The 16,403-nt window shown below is 74.5% G+C and carries 12 protein-coding genes; 5 read left to right on the forward strand and 7 right to left on the reverse strand.

Annotated features, from left to right (window positions below):
* Nucleotides 1-19 precede the first annotated feature (19 nt).
* From PO879_RS10625 to rplU, 5 genes are all read right to left on the reverse strand, one after another.
* A complete protein-coding gene (locus PO879_RS10625) occupies nucleotides 20-1,351 on the reverse strand; it encodes a glutamate-5-semialdehyde dehydrogenase (RefSeq protein WP_278234874.1) in 1,332 nt (443 codons plus the stop codon).
* Nucleotides 1,352-1,361: 10 nt separating this feature from the next.
* Nucleotides 1,362-2,516 carry a glutamate 5-kinase gene (proB, locus tag PO879_RS10630; protein WP_278234875.1) on the reverse strand — a complete coding sequence of 385 codons (1,155 nt, stop codon included), beginning with the start codon at nucleotides 2,514-2,516 and terminating at the stop codon, nucleotides 1,362-1,364.
* Between the two features lie 25 nt (nucleotides 2,517-2,541).
* Nucleotides 2,542-4,065 carry a GTPase ObgE gene (gene obgE / locus PO879_RS10635; RefSeq protein WP_278234876.1) on the reverse strand — a complete coding sequence of 508 codons (1,524 nt, stop codon included), beginning with the start codon at nucleotides 4,063-4,065 and terminating at the stop codon, nucleotides 2,542-2,544.
* A gap of 130 nt (nucleotides 4,066-4,195) precedes the next feature.
* A complete protein-coding gene (gene rpmA, locus PO879_RS10640) occupies nucleotides 4,196-4,453 on the reverse strand; it encodes a 50S ribosomal protein L27 (protein WP_278234877.1) in 258 nt (85 codons plus the stop codon).
* 66 nt (nucleotides 4,454-4,519) lie between these two features.
* Entirely contained in the window at nucleotides 4,520-4,828 is a 309-nt protein-coding gene (gene rplU, locus PO879_RS10645) for a 50S ribosomal protein L21 (RefSeq protein WP_278237507.1), read from the reverse strand.
* A 245-nt stretch (nucleotides 4,829-5,073) separates the two neighbouring features.
* On the opposite strand from rplU, the gene PO879_RS10650 reads away from it, so the two are divergent.
* On the forward strand, nucleotides 5,074-5,649 hold the full coding sequence (locus PO879_RS10650; RefSeq protein ID WP_278234878.1) for a protein-L-isoaspartate carboxylmethyltransferase: 576 nt from the start codon (nucleotides 5,074-5,076) through the stop codon (nucleotides 5,647-5,649).
* On the opposite strand, the gene PO879_RS10655 is transcribed toward PO879_RS10650, so the two are convergent.
* Nucleotides 5,619-6,227 (reverse strand): thymidine kinase, encoded by a 609-nt coding sequence (locus PO879_RS10655; protein ID WP_278234879.1) that lies wholly within the window; start codon nucleotides 6,225-6,227, stop codon nucleotides 5,619-5,621. The two genes, PO879_RS10650 and PO879_RS10655, sit on opposite strands and share 31 nt — an antisense overlap.
* A gap of 34 nt (nucleotides 6,228-6,261) precedes the next feature.
* Complete coding sequence (locus tag PO879_RS10660) at nucleotides 6,262-9,876, reverse strand: Rne/Rng family ribonuclease (protein ID WP_278234880.1); 3,615 nt, start codon at nucleotides 9,874-9,876, stop codon at nucleotides 6,262-6,264.
* Nucleotides 9,877-10,347: 471 nt separating this feature from the next.
* Here PO879_RS10660 and PO879_RS10665 point away from each other — a divergent pair, with 471 nt between their 5' ends.
* The 4 genes from PO879_RS10665 to cydC are packed head-to-tail and all read left to right on the forward strand — an operon-like array spanning nucleotide 10,348 to nucleotide 16,378.
* The gene (locus tag PO879_RS10665; RefSeq protein ID WP_278234881.1) at nucleotides 10,348-11,847 is read left to right on the forward strand and encodes a cytochrome ubiquinol oxidase subunit I; all 1,500 of its coding nucleotides are present in this window, start codon (nucleotides 10,348-10,350) and stop codon (nucleotides 11,845-11,847) included.
* Between the two features lie 32 nt (nucleotides 11,848-11,879).
* The gene (cydB, locus tag PO879_RS10670; protein ID WP_278234882.1) at nucleotides 11,880-12,929 is read left to right on the forward strand and encodes a cytochrome d ubiquinol oxidase subunit II; all 1,050 of its coding nucleotides are present in this window, start codon (nucleotides 11,880-11,882) and stop codon (nucleotides 12,927-12,929) included.
* 1 nt (nucleotide 12,930) lies between these two features.
* Complete coding sequence (gene cydD, locus PO879_RS10675; protein WP_278234883.1) at nucleotides 12,931-14,631, forward strand: thiol reductant ABC exporter subunit CydD; 1,701 nt, start codon at nucleotides 12,931-12,933, stop codon at nucleotides 14,629-14,631.
* Nucleotides 14,624-16,378 (forward strand): thiol reductant ABC exporter subunit CydC, encoded by a 1,755-nt coding sequence (cydC, locus tag PO879_RS10680; RefSeq protein ID WP_278234884.1) that lies wholly within the window; start codon nucleotides 14,624-14,626, stop codon nucleotides 16,376-16,378. Before cydD ends, cydC begins: the two co-directional genes overlap by 8 nt.
* The last annotated feature ends 25 nt before the right edge of the window (nucleotides 16,379-16,403 follow it).

A 16,403-nucleotide genomic window follows, 5' to 3' on the forward strand; every position in this document is an offset into this window, starting at 1 on the left:
AGTCTCTCACGGCGCGGTGTCAGGGCCGTACGTGCCCGTCGCCGTGCACGACCCACTTGGTGGTGCACAGCTCGGCCAGCCCCATCGGTCCGCGCGCGTGCAGCTTCTGGGTGGAGATGCCGAGCTCGGCGCCCATCCCGAACTGACCGCCGTCGGTGAAGCGCGTCGAGGCGTTGACCAGCACGGCCGCGGCGTCGACCTCCGCGACGAACCGCTCCGACGCCGCGAGGTCGTTGGTGACGATGGCCTCGGAGTGCCCCGAGCTCCAGGTGCGGATGTGGTCGATCGCCTCGTCGAGGGAGTCGACGACGCGCACGGCCAGCTCGGCCGCGAGGTACTCGGTGGCCCAGTCCGCCTCGGTGGCCGGCAGCACCTCGACGCTCTCGGGCGCCTGCCCCGCCGCCCGGTCGTCGACGTGCAGCACCACCCCGGCACCCCCCAGCGCCGCGAGCGCGGCGGGCAGGAACCGGTCGGCGACGTCGGCGTGCACCAGCAGGGTCTCGGCCGCGTTGCACACCCCGACGCGCTGGGTCTTGGCGTTCATGACGATGTCGACGGCCGTGGACACGTCCGCGGCCGCGTCCACGTAGACGTGCACGTTGCCGGTGCCGGTCTCGATCACCGGGACCGTGGACTGCTCGACCACGGTGCGGATGAGGTCGGCACCGCCGCGCGGCACCAGCAGGTCGACCAGACCGCGGGCCTGCATCAGCGCGACGCCGCCGGGGCGGCCGTAGCCGTCGATGGACTGCACGAGGTCGGCGGGCAGGTCCCGGGACTCCAGGCCGCGGCGCATCACGTCGACGATGACGGTGTTCGACGAGGCGGCGGCGCTGCCGCCGCGGAGGATCACGGCGTTGCCCGACTTCAGGGCGAGCCCGGCGGCGTCGACCGTCACGTTCGGCCGCGCCTCGTAGATCATGCCGACCACGCCCATCGGCACCCGCAGCTGCCGCAGCCGCAGCCCGTTGGGCAGGGTCTGGCCGCGCACGACCTCCCCGACCGGGTCGGGCAGGCCGGCCACCTCGCGCAGGGACGCGGCGATCGCCGCGACCCGCTCGTCGGTCAGCGCCAGCCGGTCCAGGAGCCCCTCGCTCATGCCGCGCTCGCGCCCGCGGCTCAGGTCCTCGGCGTTGGCGGCCACGATCTCGCCGGACGCCGCCACCAGCGCGTCGGCCAGGGCGTGCAGCGCCGCGTCCTTGGTGGCGCGGGTCGCGGTCGCGAGGGTCCGGGAGGCCCGCTGGGAGCGGCGCGCGACGTCCTGCACCGCGGCCAGCACGTCGGCGTCCGGCTGCGGTCGCTGCGCGGGGCCGGGCGTCGTGGTGGCGGAGGGGTCGAACGTCGTGGTCATGCGTTCGAGACTACGACGACGCGGGCCGCGAGGACAGGCCGTTCCGCCCTTCGAGCACCAGGTCGTCGCGGTGGACGACCTCGCGGTCGTACCCCTCGCCCAGCTCGTCGCGCAGCGCGTAGGTGGACCGGCCGAGCAGCGCGGGCAGGTCGGCCGCGTCGTAGGCGACGAGCCCGCGGGCGACGACGGCGCCGTCCGGCGCCACCAGCTCGACGGGGTCGCCGGTCTCGAAGTGTCCCTCCACCCGGGTGATCCCGGCCGGCAGCAGCGAGGCCCGGCCGCCGAGGACCGCGCGCGTGGCACCGGCGTCCAGGTGGAGCCGCCCCTCGGTGCGGGCCGCGTGCGCGATCCACAGCCGTCGCGCCGTCGTCCGCTTGCCGCCGGCGGCGAAGAACGTGCCGACGTCGTCCCCGGCGAGCGCCGCGGCGACGTTGTCGGCGCAGGTCAGGACGACGGGCACGCCGTCCTGGGTGGCGATGCGCACCGACTCGAGCTTGGTCACCATGCCGCCGGTGCCCACGGCGCTCCCCCGGGCCGTGACCTCGACACCGGCGACCTGGGACAGGTCGGCGACGTGCGAGATCCGGCGCGCGCCGGGCCGGCTGGGCGGGGCGTCGTGCAGGCCGTCCACGTCGGTGAGCAGCACCATCGCGTCGGCGCGCACCAGGTGGGAGACGAGGGCGGCGAGCCGGTCGTTGTCGCCGAAGCGCAGCTCGTCGACCGTCACCGCGTCGTTCTCGTTCACCACGGGCACGACGCCGAGCGCGAGCAGCTTCTCCAGCGACCGCTGCGCGTTGCGGTACCGGGCCCGGCGCACGGTGTCCTCGGCCGTGAGCAGCGCCTGGCCGACCCGGATGTCGTGGGCGGCGAACGCCTCGCTGTACCGGGCCACGAGCTGGCCCTGGCCCAGCATCGCGCAGGCCTGCATGGTGGCCAGGTCGCGGGGGCGGGAGGTCAGGCCGGCCGGCCCGATCCCTGCGGCGATGGCCCCGGAGGTGACGAGCACGATCTCCTGGCCGCGGCGGTGGCAGGCGGCGAGCACGTCGACCAGCGCCCGCAGCGCGCCGAGGTCCAGGTGACCGTCGGCCCGGGTCAGGGACGACGAACCGATCTTGACGACGAGCCGACGGGCGGCCGGCAGGGCGGAGCGGGACTGGGCGATCACGCCCCCATCATCCCCGACCTCGCGCTCAGTCGTCGGAGGGGTCCGCCCAGTGACCGGCCTCGCGCTCGGTCCACAGCTCCTCGCGGGCGGCCGACTTGGCGTCCATGCGCTCGACGAAGTCGCGCCGCTTCTCGGACCGCGTGGGCCGGTGGGTGTCCTCCAGGCGACGGTCGGTGCCGCGCGACCCGAGCAGCTCGGCCCCGGTGGACAGGGTGGGCTCCCAGTCGAAGACGACCGCGTCCTGCTCGGTGCCGATGCGGACCTCGTCGCCGGCGACCGCCCCGGCCTCGAGGAGCTTGTCCTCCACCCCGAGCTTGGCGAGGCGGTCGGCGAGGAAGCCCACGGCCTCGTCGTTGTTGAAGTCGGTCTGCCGCACCCAGCGCTGGGGCTTGCGCCCCTGGACGAGGAAGTACACGTGGCCCGTGGAGCCGTCGGTCCGACGCGTGACCGTGAACCCGGAGTCGTCGACGGCCTGCGGGCGCAGCACGATGCGGGCCGGCTCGGGCGGCGGCGCGGCGGCGCGGGCCCGGTCCACGAGGTCACCCAGCGCGAAGGAGAGCTCGCGCAGCCCCTCGTGCGAGGCGGTGGAGATCTCGAAGACCCGCAGCCCGCGTGCCTCCAGGTCGGGCCGGACGAACTCCGCCAGCTCGCGGGCCTCGGGCACGTCGATCTTGTTGAGCACGACCAGCTGCGGACGCTCCGTGAGCGGGACCCGTCCGCCGGCGATGTCCAGGTCGCCCGCGTAGGCGGCGAGCTCGGCCTCGAGGACCTCCAGGTCGGTCAGCGGGTCGCGCCCGGGCTCGAGGGTGGCGCAGTCCAGCACGTGCACGATGACCGCGGTCCGCTCGATGTGCCGCAGGAACTCCAGCCCCAGCCCCTTGCCCTCGCTCGCGCCGGGGATCAGCCCGGGCACGTCGGCGACGGTGTAGCGCGTCGCGCCGGCCTGGACGACGCCGAGGTTCGGCACGAGCGTCGTGAAGGGGTAGTCGGCGATCTTGGGCCGGGCGGCCGAGATGGCGGCGATCAGGGAGGACTTGCCGGCGCTGGGGAAGCCGACCAGGGCGACGTCGGCGATGGTCTTGACCTCGAGCGTGACGTCGCGCTCCTCGCCGGGCTCGCCGAGGAGGGCGAACCCGGGGGCCTTGCGCTTCGGGGAGGCCAGCGCGCGGTTGCCGAGACCCCCGCGGCCGCCGGCGGCGACGACGAGCTCGGCACCGACGCCGACGAGGTCGGCCAGCACGGTGCCGTCGCGGTCCTTGACGACGGTACCGTCCGGCACGCTGAGGACGAGGTCCTCGCCCTGGGCGCCGTGCCGGTCCCCGCCCATGCCCTGGCCACCGTTGGGTGCCTTGCGGTGCGGCGAGTGGTGGTAGTCGAGCAGCGTCGTCGTCTGCCCGTCCACGACGAGCCGCACGCTGCCCCCGTCACCGCCGTTGCCGCCGTCGGGCCCGCCGAGGGGCTTGAACTTCTCGCGGTGCACGGACGCGACGCCGTGCCCGCCGGATCCCCCGGCCGCGTGGAGCACGACTCGATCGACGAAGCTGGCCATGGGTAGATCCTCTCAGGAGGTCGTGCCCGGGCGCGCCGTGGCGCGGACGGACACGCACGAGGGGCGCACCCCACTCGGTGGTGCGCCCCTCGTGACGGGAAGTGCCGGTCTGCTGCGGAGGTGCTCCGGCTCAGACCTGGGCGGCGACGATGTCGACGACCTTGCGGCCGCGACGCGTCGCGAAGGCGACCTCGCCGGCCGACAGCGCGAACAGTGTGTCGTCGCCGCCGCGGCCGACGTTCTCGCCGGGGTGGAAGTGGGTGCCACGCTGGCGGACGATGATCTCGCCGGCGTTGACCGCCTGGCCCGCGAAGCGCTTCACGCCGAGGGACTTGGCGTTGGAGTCACGACCGTTGCGCGAGGAGCTCGCGCCCTTCTTGTGTGCCATCTCAGTCCTGCTTTCTGCTCAGTACGAAGAGTGTGGGGAACCGTGCGGGCGCCGGCCCGCCGGACGTCACTTGATACCGGTGACCTTCAGGCGGGTCAGCTGCTGACGGTGACCCTGCCGCTTCCGGTAGCCGGTCTTGTTCTTGTACTTGTGGATCGTGATCTTCGGACCCTTGGCGTCCTTGACGACCTCCGCGGTGACCTTGACCTTCGCCAGCTTCTTGGCGTCGGTGGTCACGGTGTCGCCGTCCACGAGCAGGATCGCGGGCAGCTCGACGGTGTCACCGGCCGAGCCCTCGAGTCGGTCCGTGACGACGATGTCCCCGACGGACACCTTCTCCTGCCGGCCACCGGCCTTGACGATCGCGTACACCATGTTGATGCTCATCTCTCCTGGTCTTGGTGCGCTCACCCGACGTCGGTCACCGGCTTGGTCTGGAACTCGCACCGCCGCGGCGGTGGAGTGCGGTGCGCCGAGGGCACACGGGACAGACGCGCTGACAGCGCGCCGACGCAATACCTTACGCGACCCCCGGTCGGCGGACAAGTCCGGCGTCGCTCCGGCCGCGTGAGGTGGACCACGGACCTGCGGGCGGCGCGCGGTCGACGGACGATGGTCCCATGAGCACGCCGGACGTCGTGGCGGACGCGATGCGCGCCGTCGACCGGCGCGGGTTCCTGCCGCGGGCGCAGCGGGCCTCCGCCGCGTTCGACCAGCCGCTGCCGATCGGCCACGACCAGACCTGCTCCCAGCCCTCCACGGTGGCCGCGATGCTGCGGATGCTCCGGGTGCCGCGCGGCGGTGACGTGCTCGACGTCGGCGCCGGGTCCGGGTGGACGACGGCGCTGCTCGCCCACCTCGTCGGCCCGCAGGGCGAGGTGCTGGGCGTGGAGCGGATCCCCGAGATCGCCGAGTGGGGCGCCGCGAACCTCGCGCGGGCCGGCATGCCGTGGGCCCGGCTGGTTCCCGCCCGCCCGGGCGTCCTGGGCGCCCCGCGACCCGGCGGCTGGTCCCGCGTCCTCGTCTCGGCCGCCGCGGACCGGCTGCCCGAGGAGCTCGTGGACCAGGTCGCGCCGGGAGGCCGCATGGTGGTGCCGGTCCGGCACCGGATGGTCGTCGTCGACCGGGACGACGACGGCAGCGTGCGCACCGCCGAGGAGGGCACCTACAGCTTCGTGCCGCTCGTGGAGGACTGACCGGTCACCGTGCGGTGGGCGCGGCACCGAGCCTGGTAGGTCTCCGCTCCCCCGACGTACCCGGCCACCGTCGTCAGCGCGTCGCCGCCCGCGACCGCCCCCTCGAGGCGGACGTGGTACGCGGCGTCGCGACCGCAGACGGTGCACACGGCGGTCAGCCGCGTGACCGACTCCGCCAGCGCCATGAGGGACGGCAACGGTTCGAAGGGCCGGCCGTCGAACGTCACCGTCAGGCCCGCCACCACGACGTCGAGGCCGTCGTCGGCGAGGCCGGTGACGACGTCCACCAGCTCCGGACCGAGGAACTGCGCCTCGTCGACCGCCACCAGGACGGTCCCGGGCTGCAGGTGGCCGGGGATCTCGGCCGCGCGCGTCACCGCGCGGGACGCCACTGCCAGCCCGGTGTGGGAGGCGATGCGGCCCGGGCCGTGCCGGTCGTCCAGCGCGTGGGAGACCACCAGCACCTCGCAGCCGGCGATCCGTGCCCGGTCGACCCGGCGCACGAGCTCGGTGGTCTTGCCCGCGAACATGGGCCCACCGATGACCTCGAGACGGCCGGGGGCTCGACGGTCGTCCATGGCGACCAGTCAAGCACCCCGACCGTCCCGGCGCTCAGGGCGTGTCGGTCAGCGACGCAGACGACGCCGCAGCCTGCTCAGGAGCCCCGTCGGCCCCAGCTCCTTTGGGCGGCGTGTCACCACCGGGTGCGGGAGCGCCGGCCGCGTCGGGGTCCGGCGCGGTCTCGGCCGGGGTCGACGCCGCCTGCTCGCCGGCAGGCTCGGCCGCGGCTTCACCGGCAGGCTCGGCCGCGGCGTCCCCAGCAGGCTCGGCCGAGGGCTCGGTCGGCGCGGACGCCTCGTGGCCCTCCTCGCCCTCGTGCTCGTGGGCGTGGGCGGCCGCCGCGGCGATGGTGGCCAGCGTGGCCTTGACCGCCTGACGCTTCTCGGACTCGTCGTCGGGCAGCTTCGGCACGTCGGCGTGCGCCGGTGCCGGCTCCTCCTTCTTGCCGGAGGAGCGCTTGCGGCGCGAGCGCTTCGAGCCGCCGCCGTCGCCGTCTCCCGAGGAGGCGGCGCCCTTCTCGACAGGGTGCTCGTGGACGATGAACCCGCGGCCCTTGCAGTGCTCGCAGGTCGAGCTGAACGCCTCGACGAGCCCCTGCCCGACGCGCTTGCGGGTCATCTGGACCAGACCGAGCGAGGTCACCTCGGCGACCTGGTGCTTGGTGCGGTCCCGGCCCAGGCACTCCACGAGCCGGCGCAGCACCAGGTCGCGGTTCGACTCGAGCACCATGTCGACGAAGTCGATGACGATGATGCCGCCGATGTCGCGCAGCCGGAGCTGGCGCACGATCTCCTCGGCCGCCTCGAGGTTGTTGCGCGTCACCGTCTCCTCGAGCGTGCCACCGCTGCCGGTGAACTTGCCCGTGTTGACGTCGATGACCGTCATGGCCTCGGTGCGGTCGATCACGAGCGAGCCGCCCGAGGGCAGCCAGACCTTGCGGTCCATGCCCTTGGCGAGCTGCTCGTCGACCCGGTGCCGGGCGAAGACGTCGCCGGTCTCGTTCCACCGCGTGACCCGCTCGCGCAGGTCGGGCGCCAGCTCGGCGACGTAGGACGAGATCTCGGTCCAGGCGCTGTCGCCCTGGACCACCAGCGAGCTGAAGTCGTCGTTGAAGATGTCCCGGACCACGCGGATGGCCATGTCGGCCTCGCCCTGCAGGAGCGACGGCGCGTTGGTCGACGACTTCTCGGCCTTGGCGGTGATCGACTGCCACTGCGACTGCAGCCGCTCGACGTCGGCGCGCAGCTCCTCCTCCGAGGCGCCCTCGGCGGCGGTGCGCACGATGACGCCCGCGCCCTCGGGGACGATGTCGCGCAGGATCTTCTTGAGGCGGTTGCGCTCGGTGTCGGGCAGCTTGCGGCTGATGCCGGTCATGCCCCCGCCGGGGACGAAGACCAGGTACCGGCCGGCGAGCGTGACCTGGGAGGTCAGGCGCGCGCCCTTGTGGCCGATCGGGTCCTTGGTCACCTGGACCAGGACCGAGTCGCCGGACTTGAGCGCCTCCTCGATACGGCGCGGCTGCCCCTCGATCCCGGCGGCGTCCCAGTTGACCTCGCCGGCGTAGAGGACGGCGTTGCGGCCCTTGCCGACGTCGACGAAGGCGGCCTCCATCGAGGGCAGCACGTTCTGCACGCGGCCGAGGTAGACGTTGCCCACCATGGACGCCTGCGCCTGCTGGGAGACGTAGTGCTCGACGAGCACGCCGTCCTCGAGCACGGCGATCTGGGTGCGGCCGTCGTGCTCGCGCACGATCATCGACCGCTCGACCGACTCGCGGCGGGCCAGGAACTCGGCCTCGGTGATGACCTGACGGCGACGACCGGCGTCGCGCCCCTCGCGCCGGCGCTGGCGCTTGGCCTCCAGCCGCGTCGACCCCTTGAGCGCGGTGACCTCGTCCTCGGCACGGGCCGGGCGGCTCCCCTCGCGGTCGCTGCCCCGGCCACGCCGACGGCGCCGACGCCGGCGGCTGCTGCTGCCGGACGACTGCTCGGCGTCGTCGGATCCCTCGGAGGCCTCGGACCGTTCGGTGTCGCTCTCGGTGGCGGACGACGCGGCCGCGTCGGCGCCCTGGCCGTCATGCTCGTCCCGTGCGGAGGAGCCCTGCTCGTCCTGCTCCTCGGCGCCACGCTCCTCGTCCTCGTCGGCCGAGGAGTCGGAGGACTCGCCCTCCGCGTCGTCCTGGGGCCGGCGGTCGCCCTTGCGGCCCCCACGACGGCCGCGGCCGCCCCGTCGCCGACGACGGCGCGGGCGGATGTCGGACTCGTCGCCGTCCTCCAGGAAGTCGGCGGGGCCGAACTCGACGAGCTCGACACCCTCGTCGACGATCTCGGTCTCGATCTGCTCGAGCTCCTCGACGGCGGCCTCGTCGACGTCGCTCAGCTCGAGCGGCGTCGACGCCGGCTGCTGCGCCGGCTGCTCGGCGGGCTGCTGGTCCGACGGCGTGCCGGGCTTCTTGTCGGACTTCTCGCCGGCGGACGCCTCGGGCTGCGGCGCGGCCTCGTCCGTGGCGGACGCGGACGACGCGGCGGAACCCCGGGCGCGCGACGAGCGGGAGGACTTCCCGGCCTTCGCCGACGTCGAGGACGAGGTGTCCGTGGTCTCGGTGCGCGACTCGCGCGACTCCGGCGCGGGCCCGGCGTCCGTGCTCTCGACGGCGTCCGGCTCGTCGCTCGGGCGCGGCGGACCCGCCGGCGCCTGGGCGCGGCGCGCGGCGCGCTGGCCCGACAGGTCGGGCGCCTGGAACAGCAGAGCCGTGGTGGCGAGGCGAGGCGTGCCGGACCCGCTGGCCGTGCCCGTGGTGGACTCGGTCCGGGCCGCACCGGTCGCGGCGCCCGTCGGCTCGGCCGTGGCGGCCTGCTCGGCGCCGGACTTCTTGGCGGCGGACTTCTTCGTGGAGGGCTTCTTGTCGGCCGGCTTCTTGGTGCCGGTCTCCTTCGTGGCGGTCGACTTCTTGGTGCCGGCCTCCTTCGTGGCGGTCGACTTCTTCGCGGAGGTCGACTTCTTCGCCGCGGTCGATGCCGTGGCGGCGCCTTCGTCGGCGCTCTCGTCACCGGAGACCTCTGCCGGCGCCTCGGTACGCGACGCCTTCACGGTGCTGCGGCGGGCCCGGCGCGCCGGCGGCGCGGCGGGGGCGGACGCGGTCTCGGCACCGGTGGCCGGACGGTCGCCCGAGGCGGCGTCCCGTCCCGGCAGGACGATGTCGTCGAGCGACAGCGAGGGAGCGGCCGTCGCGGTCGCCTCGGGCGCGCGGTCGGGCAGGGCGATCGGCGCGGCGGCCCCGGCCGGCTGCTCGGGCTCCTGAGCGACCGGCTCCTGCGGCTCGGTGGGCTGCTCCGGCTGCTCCGGCTGCTCCGGCGCGACCGCCGGCTGCGCAGTCTCCGCCGACGGCTCGGCCTGCGCCGGACCGGCGGCACGGCGGCTGGCGCGGCGCGGACGACGCGCCGGGGCGGACGGCGCCGCGGCCGTCGCCTGGTCGGGCTGCGGCGCGGCGGAGGTCGCCGGCTCGGCGGCCGGGGCGGCCGGCTCGGACGACGTCGCCGGCACGACGATCGGGGCGGGCGCGCTGGTCGACGGGGCCGAGGTCGCGCGGGTCACGCGACGGCGGGGAGCCCGGCGCGGCGTCTCGTCGGCAGCGGCCACGGGCTGGTCGGGGGTGTCGGATGTCACGGAGGGTGCTCCTGCTCTGCGGCGGCCGACCCACACCTGCCGGCCACCCCGGCGGTCGTCGGCGGCGGCAGCGCTGAGAAGCGCGCCGCCCGGACGGAAGTCTCGGTCGGCTGCAGCCCCACGACTTCGCGGACGCCAGGCGGCCGGGCCCTTCACCCCGGTCGCGGCACCGCGTGCGGACGCGGGAGCGGCGAGCTCGTCGATCTTCGGGGGATGTGGGCCCCGAAGGTCTCGATCCAGTATCGCACCCTTGGGGCCGTCCGATCTCCCCCGTCCACCCACCGGCGTGGCGACCGTCACGTCGTGTCAGATCCGCTTGACTTGTGAATGCCTTCACGAGAAAGTCGTGAAAGTCTTCACAAGTCGGTGACAGCGCCGCTCACCGTGCGGACCTGCGACGACGGTCCTACCGTCGAACCAGCCCAGCACACGGCGGCCTCTCTCCCCCTGGCCCGCATCGAAGGAGTCCACGTGGACGCTCTCGACCTGGCACGGTGGCAGTTCGCCATCACCACCGTGTACCACTTCATCTTCGTGCCGCTGACGATCGGGCTCGCCCCCCTCGTCGCGGGCATGCAGACGGCGTGGGTCGTCACGAAGAACGACCGCTGGCTGCGGCTGACGAAGTTCTTCGGCAAGCTGCTGCTGATCAACTTCGCCCTCGGCGTCGTGACCGGCATCTGGCAGGAGTTCCAGTTCGGCATGGCCTGGAGCGAGTACTCCCGGTTCGTCGGCGACGTCTTCGGCGCCCCGCTGGCCATGGAGGCGCTGGCCGCGTTCTTCGTGGAGTCGGTCTTCCTGGGCGTGTGGATCTTCGGCTGGGACCGCGTGTCCAAAAAGATCCACCTGGCCTCGATCTGGCTCTTCGCGCTGGCCACCAACCTCTCGGCGTTCTTCATCCTGGCGGCGAACTCCTGGATGCAGCACCCCGTCGGCGTCATCTACAACGAGGAGACGGGCCGCGCCGAGATGGAGTCCATCTGGGCGGTGCTGACCAACAACACGCTGCTCGCGGCGTTCCCGCACACCATCACCGCCGCGTTCCTCACCGCCGGCACCTTCGTGACCGGCGTCGCCGCCTGGTGGATGGTCCGGCTGGCCCGCACCAAGAAGGCCGAGAACCTCGAGACCGCCCGGGACGTCTACCGTCCGGCCGTCCGGCTCGGCGTGTGGGTCATGGTCGTGGCCGGGCTCGGCGTCATCTGGTCCGGCGACATCCAGGGCAAGCTCATGTACGAGCAGCAGCCCGGCAAGATGTCCTCGGCCGAGGCCCTGTGCGAGGGGACCGAGTCCGCCGAGTTCTCCATCCTCGCCGTCGGCCCGCTCTACGCCGGCTGCGAGGACGTGGCCCACCTCATCTCGATCCCCGGCGTGACCAGCTACCTCGGCACCGGGGAGTTCTCCGGCGAGGACTCCTACCTGCCCGGCGTCTACGACGTCCAGGAGGAGTACTCCGAGCGCTACGGCGAGACCACGGCCGACGGCGAGGAGATCTCCTACACCCCGCCGTTGGCGATCACCTACTGGTCGTTCCGTCTGATGATCGGGTTCGCCGCGTTCTCCGTGGCCCTCGCCCTCGTGGCGTTCTGGCTGACGCGCAAGGGCAGGATCAGCGACAACGTCTGGCTCAGCCGGCTCGCGCTCCTGGCCATCCCCATGCCCTTCGTCGCGAACTCGTTCGGCTGGATCTTCACCGAGGTCGGGCGCCAGCCGTGGGTCGTGGCCCCCAACCCCACCGGCATCGACCAGGTCCGGCTGCTCACCGAGCGCGGGGTGTCCACCGCCGTGCCGGCGGGCGTCATCCTGACCTCGATGATCGTGCTGACGATCATCTACGCGATCCTGGCGGTGGTGTGGTTCCGGCTCATGCACCGGTACGCGATCGAGGGCGTGCCCGACGTCGTCCGCGACGAGTCGCCGGAGGCGCAGGACCCCGACGACTCCGACCGCCCGCTGTCCTTCGCGTACTGAGCGCCCGAACCTGAAGAGACTGGAGACCTGACGTGGACCTCGCGATCCTCTGGTTCGTCATCATCGCCGTGCTGTGGACCGGCTACCTCGTGCTCGAGGGCTTCGACTTCGGCGTCGGCATGCTGCTGTCGATCCTGCCCCGGGGCGACAAGGAGCACCGGGAGAAGGAACGGCGCGTGCTCGTCAACACCATCGGCCCCGTCTGGGACGGCAACGAGGTGTGGCTGCTCACCGCCGGCGGTGCGACCTTCGCCGCGTTCCCCGAGTGGTACGCCACGATGTTCTCGGGCTTCTACATCCCGCTGCTGATCATCCTCGTGGGCCTCGTGGCCCGCGGCGTCGCCTTCGAGTACCGCGGCAAGATCAACGACCCGACCTGGGCCCGCCGCTGCGACCAGGCCATCCAGCTCGGCTCCTGGATCCCGGCGGTGATGTGGGGCGTCGCCTTCGGCAACCTCGTGCGCGGCCTCCTGCTGGACGCCGACCACCAGTACGTCGGCGGCTTCTGGGCGCTGCTCAACCCCTTCGCCCTGGTCGGCGGCCTGACCACGCTGACGCTGTTCCTCCTGCACGGCGCCGTGTTCGTCTCGCTGAAGACGGACGGCGAGATCCGCGAGCGTGCGCAGCGCCTCGCCTCCGGTCTCGCGGTCACGGCGCTCGTCGTGGCCGGCGGCTGGGCGATCTGGGCGCAGGTCGCCTACTCGGCCACCTGGACCTGGGCGGCCGTCGCGGTGGCGGCGCTGTCGCTGATCGGTGTCGTGGCCGCGACCCGCGCCCGCAAGGAGGGCACGGCCTTCACGCTGTCGGCCGTGACCATCGTGGCCGCCGTCGTGCTGATCTTCGGCTCCATGTACCCCGACGTCATCCCCGCGCTCGACGGCGGCAACGCCCTGACCGTCGCGGAGGCCTCCTCGACGGACTACACGCTGACGGTCATGACGTGGGTGGCGGTGTTCCTCACCCCGGTGGTCATCGCCTACCAGGCGTGGACCTACTGGGTGTTCCGGCGCCGCCTGTCGACGAAGGACATCCCCGCCCCCGCGGGCCTGAGCTGGCAGAAGATCAAGGACGCGGCGTTCTGAGGTGAGACCGCTCGACCCCCGGCTGCTCCGGCAGGCCCGGGCCGCCCGTTCCTACGTCCTGCTCACCACCGCCCTGGGTGCGGTCTCGGCCGCCCTGGTCGTGGTCCAGGCGTTCGCGATCGCCTTCGCGCTCGGACCCGTCGTGGTGGCCACCAGTCCCGGTGGCGACGGCGCCGTCGACCAGGCCGCGGTCGCCCGGTGGCTCGCCGTCCTGGCGGGTGCCGCCGTCGGACGCGCGGCGGTGGCCTGGGCGCAGGAGCGCTTCGGGCGCCGCGCCGCCACCGCGGTGGTCGCCGACCTGCGCGAGCAGGTCGTCGGCCACGCGGTCGCGCTCGGCCCGCGCCCGCCCGCCGGTGCGGCGCCGTCGGACGTCGCCACCCTGGCGACCCGCGGGCTGAACGACCTCGAGCCCTACCTGGTGCGGTTCCTGCCGCAGCTGCTGCTCACGGCGCTCGTCACCCCCGCCACCGTGCTCGTCGTGCTCGGGCTCGACTGGGTCTCCGCGCTGATCGCCGTCGTCACGCTGCCGCTGGTGCCGTTCTTCATGTGGCTCATCGGCACCATGACGGCCGGGACCTCCGAGCGACGGCTCGCGACCGTCGAGCGGCTCGGGTCGCAGGTCCTCGACCTGATTGCCGGGCTGCCGACGCTGCGGGCGTTCGGCCGCGAGCTCGGCCCGGCCGCCCGGGTCCGGACCCTGGGCGAGTCCTCGCGACGCGCCACGATGGGCACGCTGCGGGTGGCGTTCCTGTCCGGCGCGGTGCTGGAGCTGCTGACCACGCTGTGCGTGGCGATCATCGCCGTCGGGGTGGGGCTGAGGCTCGTGCACGGCGGCATGGAGCTGGTCCCGGCGATCGCCGTGCTGGTGCTCGCGCCCGAGATCTTCCTGCCGCTGCGCCGGGTCGGGTCCGAGTTCCACGCGTCCACCGACGGGCTCGCCGCCACCCGGCGCGCCTTCGCCGTGCTGGACCTGCCGGTCACGGACGGCAGCACCGACGGCGAGCGCACCAGCGGTGCGGCGCCGACGGCCACCGGGCTCGCCGGGGGCACGCTCGTGCTCGACGACGTCACCGTCCGGGCACCCGGCCGCGACGTCGACGCCCCCGCGCACCTGTCCGCCCGCATCGCGCTCGGCTCGGGCGAGCCCGGCGGCGGCCGGGTGGTCGCGCTGCGCGGACCGAGCGGGGCCGGCAAGTCGACCCTCGTGCTGCTCCTGCTCGGGCTGCTGCGCCCCGACCACGGCAGCATCTCCCCCACCCTGCCGTGGGACCAGGTGGCGTGGGTCCCCCAGCGTCCCGCGATCGGCCCCGGCACGGTGCGCGACGTCGTCACCGACGGCCGCGAGGTCCCCTCGGAGACGTTGGCGGCGGCCGCGGCCACCACGGGCCTCGACGCCGTGCTCGCCGACCTGCCCGGCGGGTGGGACGCGCCCGTGGGGCTGGGCGGCGTCGGGCTGAGCGTCGGGCAGCGTCAGCGCCTCGCCCTGGCCCGGGCGCTGGTCGGCGCCGCCGACCGGCCGGTGGTCGTCCTCGACGAGCCCACCGCGCACCTGGACGCCCGGGGCGAGCAGGTCGTGCTCGACACCGTCAGGACCTGGCGGGACGCCGGCCGCACCGTGCTCGTGGTCGCGCACCGCGCGTCCCTGCTGGGCCTGGCCGACCAGGTCGTCGACGTCGAGGCCCGGGAGGTCGCCCGTGCCTGAGACCCTGCGCCGCCGCGTCGCCCAGGACCCGCTGCTGCAGCTCGCGCCGCTGCTCGAGATCCGCTGGGGGCGCGTGGTCCGCGCCGTCGGCCTCGGCACCGCCACCCTCGTGTGCGCGATCGGGCTGGCCGCCGCCGCGGCCTGGCTCATCGCGCGGGCCTCGCAGATGCCGCCGGTGCTCACCCTCTCGGTCGCCACCGTCGGCGTGCGCGCCTTCGGCACCGGCCGGGCGTTCTTCCGCTACCTCGAACGGCTCGCCTCGCACGGCGTCGCGCTGCGCGGCATGGCCGCGCTGCGCGCCAACCTGTACGACCGGCTCGCCCGCGGCGGCGCCGACGTCGTCGCCCTGCGCCGCGGCGACCTGCTCGCCCGGGTCGGGAACGACGTCGACGACGTGGGGGACGTCGTCGTGCGCGCGCTGGTCCCCGGCGGGGTCGCCGTGGTGGCGGGACTGGGCTCGGTGCTGCTGGTCGGGATCTTCCTGCCCGCCGCAGGGGCGGTGCTGCTCGCCTGCCTGCTGGTGACCGGGGTCCTGTCCCCCTGGCTGGCCTCGCGCGCGTCGGCGTCCGTGGAGCAACGCGGCGCCGAGGCCCGCGGCGAGGTCGCCGCCCGCACCCTGGAGCTGCTCGAGGACGGCCAGCAGCTCCGCGTCGCCGGCCGCCTCGCCCAGCGCACCGACGGCCTGCGGGCCGCCGACCGCCGCCTCGCGGCCGCCACGGACGACGGCGCCCGCGTCTCGGGGCTGTCGGCGGCCCTCGAGGCCGGTGCCCAGACGCTGGCGGTGCTCGGCTGCCTGCTGCTCGGCATCCCGGCCGCGCTGGCCGGCGACCTGGCGGCGACCGAGCTCGCCGTCGTCGTCCTCACGCCGCTGGCCGTCTTCGAGGTGACCACGGCGCTGCCTGCCGCGGCGGTCCAGCTGCGGCGGTCCCGCGCGGCGGCCCGGCGGCTGGTGGACCTGCTGCCCGACGACGCACCGCCGCACCGCGAGCCCGAGGCCGCGCCCGCGCCGGACGGGACCCTGCTGGAGACCGCGGGCCTCACGGCCGGGTGGTCGTCGCCGAAGCCCGTGGTCGAGGACGTGGACCTGACGCTGCGACCCGGCACCGTCGTGGCCCTGGCCGGGGCCTCCGGCGTCGGCAAGACGACGCTGCTGCTCACCGCCGCCGGGCTGCTCGGGCCCGTGGCGGGCCAGGTGCGGGGCGAGGGCCTGTTCGTCGCCGAGGACGGTCACGTGTTCGGCACCACCGTGCTGGAGAACCTCCGGGTGGCCCGCGCCGACGTCACCGAGGCCGACGCCCGCGAGGCGCTGGCCGCCGTCGGGCTCACCGGCTGGCTGGACGGGCTGCCCGACGGGCTCGCCACCGGACTCGGTACGGGCGGCACCGACGTCTCCGGCGGCGAGCGCCGGCGGCTGCTCGTCGCCCGCGCGCTGCTGGCACCCCACCGGGTGCTGCTGGTGGACGAGCCCGCCGAGCACCTGGACGCCGCCACCGCCGACGCGCTGGTGGAGATGCTGGCCACCCTCGCCCGCGGGACCGGGCGGGCCGTCGTCGTCGCCTCGCACCGCCTGACGCCGCTCGGGGCGGCCGCCGAGGTGCTGCTGCTCGGGCACGACCGCGGAGCCCCGGACCGTGCCGCGCAGGTCGTGGCCCGGGGCCCGCACGCCGCGCTGCTGCGCGACGTGCCGGAGTACCGCTGGGCGGCCGAGCGGGAGGCCGCCTCCGCGCCCGCGTCGGCCGGCCCCTGAGCGACCCGGACGACCTCAGGGCCGG

This window comes from Isoptericola sp. AK164 (assembly GCF_029643425.1).
GTDB classification, from domain to species: domain Bacteria; phylum Actinomycetota; class Actinomycetes; order Actinomycetales; family Cellulomonadaceae; genus Isoptericola; species Isoptericola haloaureus.

Coding starts and splice junctions, on each gene's coding strand:
- PO879_RS10625 (WP_278234874.1), bottom strand. CDS start 1,351: ATGACCACGACGTTCGACCCCTCCGCCACCACGACGCCCGGCCCCGCG.
- obgE (WP_278234876.1), bottom strand. CDS start 4,065: ATGGCCAGCTTCGTCGATCGAGTCGTGCTCCACGCGGCCGGGGGATCC.
- rpmA (WP_278234877.1), bottom strand. CDS start 4,453: ATGGCACACAAGAAGGGCGCGAGCTCCTCGCGCAACGGTCGTGACTCC.
- rplU (WP_278237507.1), bottom strand. CDS start 4,828: ATGGTGTACGCGATCGTCAAGGCCGGTGGCCGGCAGGAGAAGGTGTCC.
- PO879_RS10650 (WP_278234878.1), top strand. CDS start 5,074: ATGAGCACGCCGGACGTCGTGGCGGACGCGATGCGCGCCGTCGACCGG.
- PO879_RS10655 (WP_278234879.1), bottom strand. CDS start 6,227: ATGGACGACCGTCGAGCCCCCGGCCGTCTCGAGGTCATCGGTGGGCCC.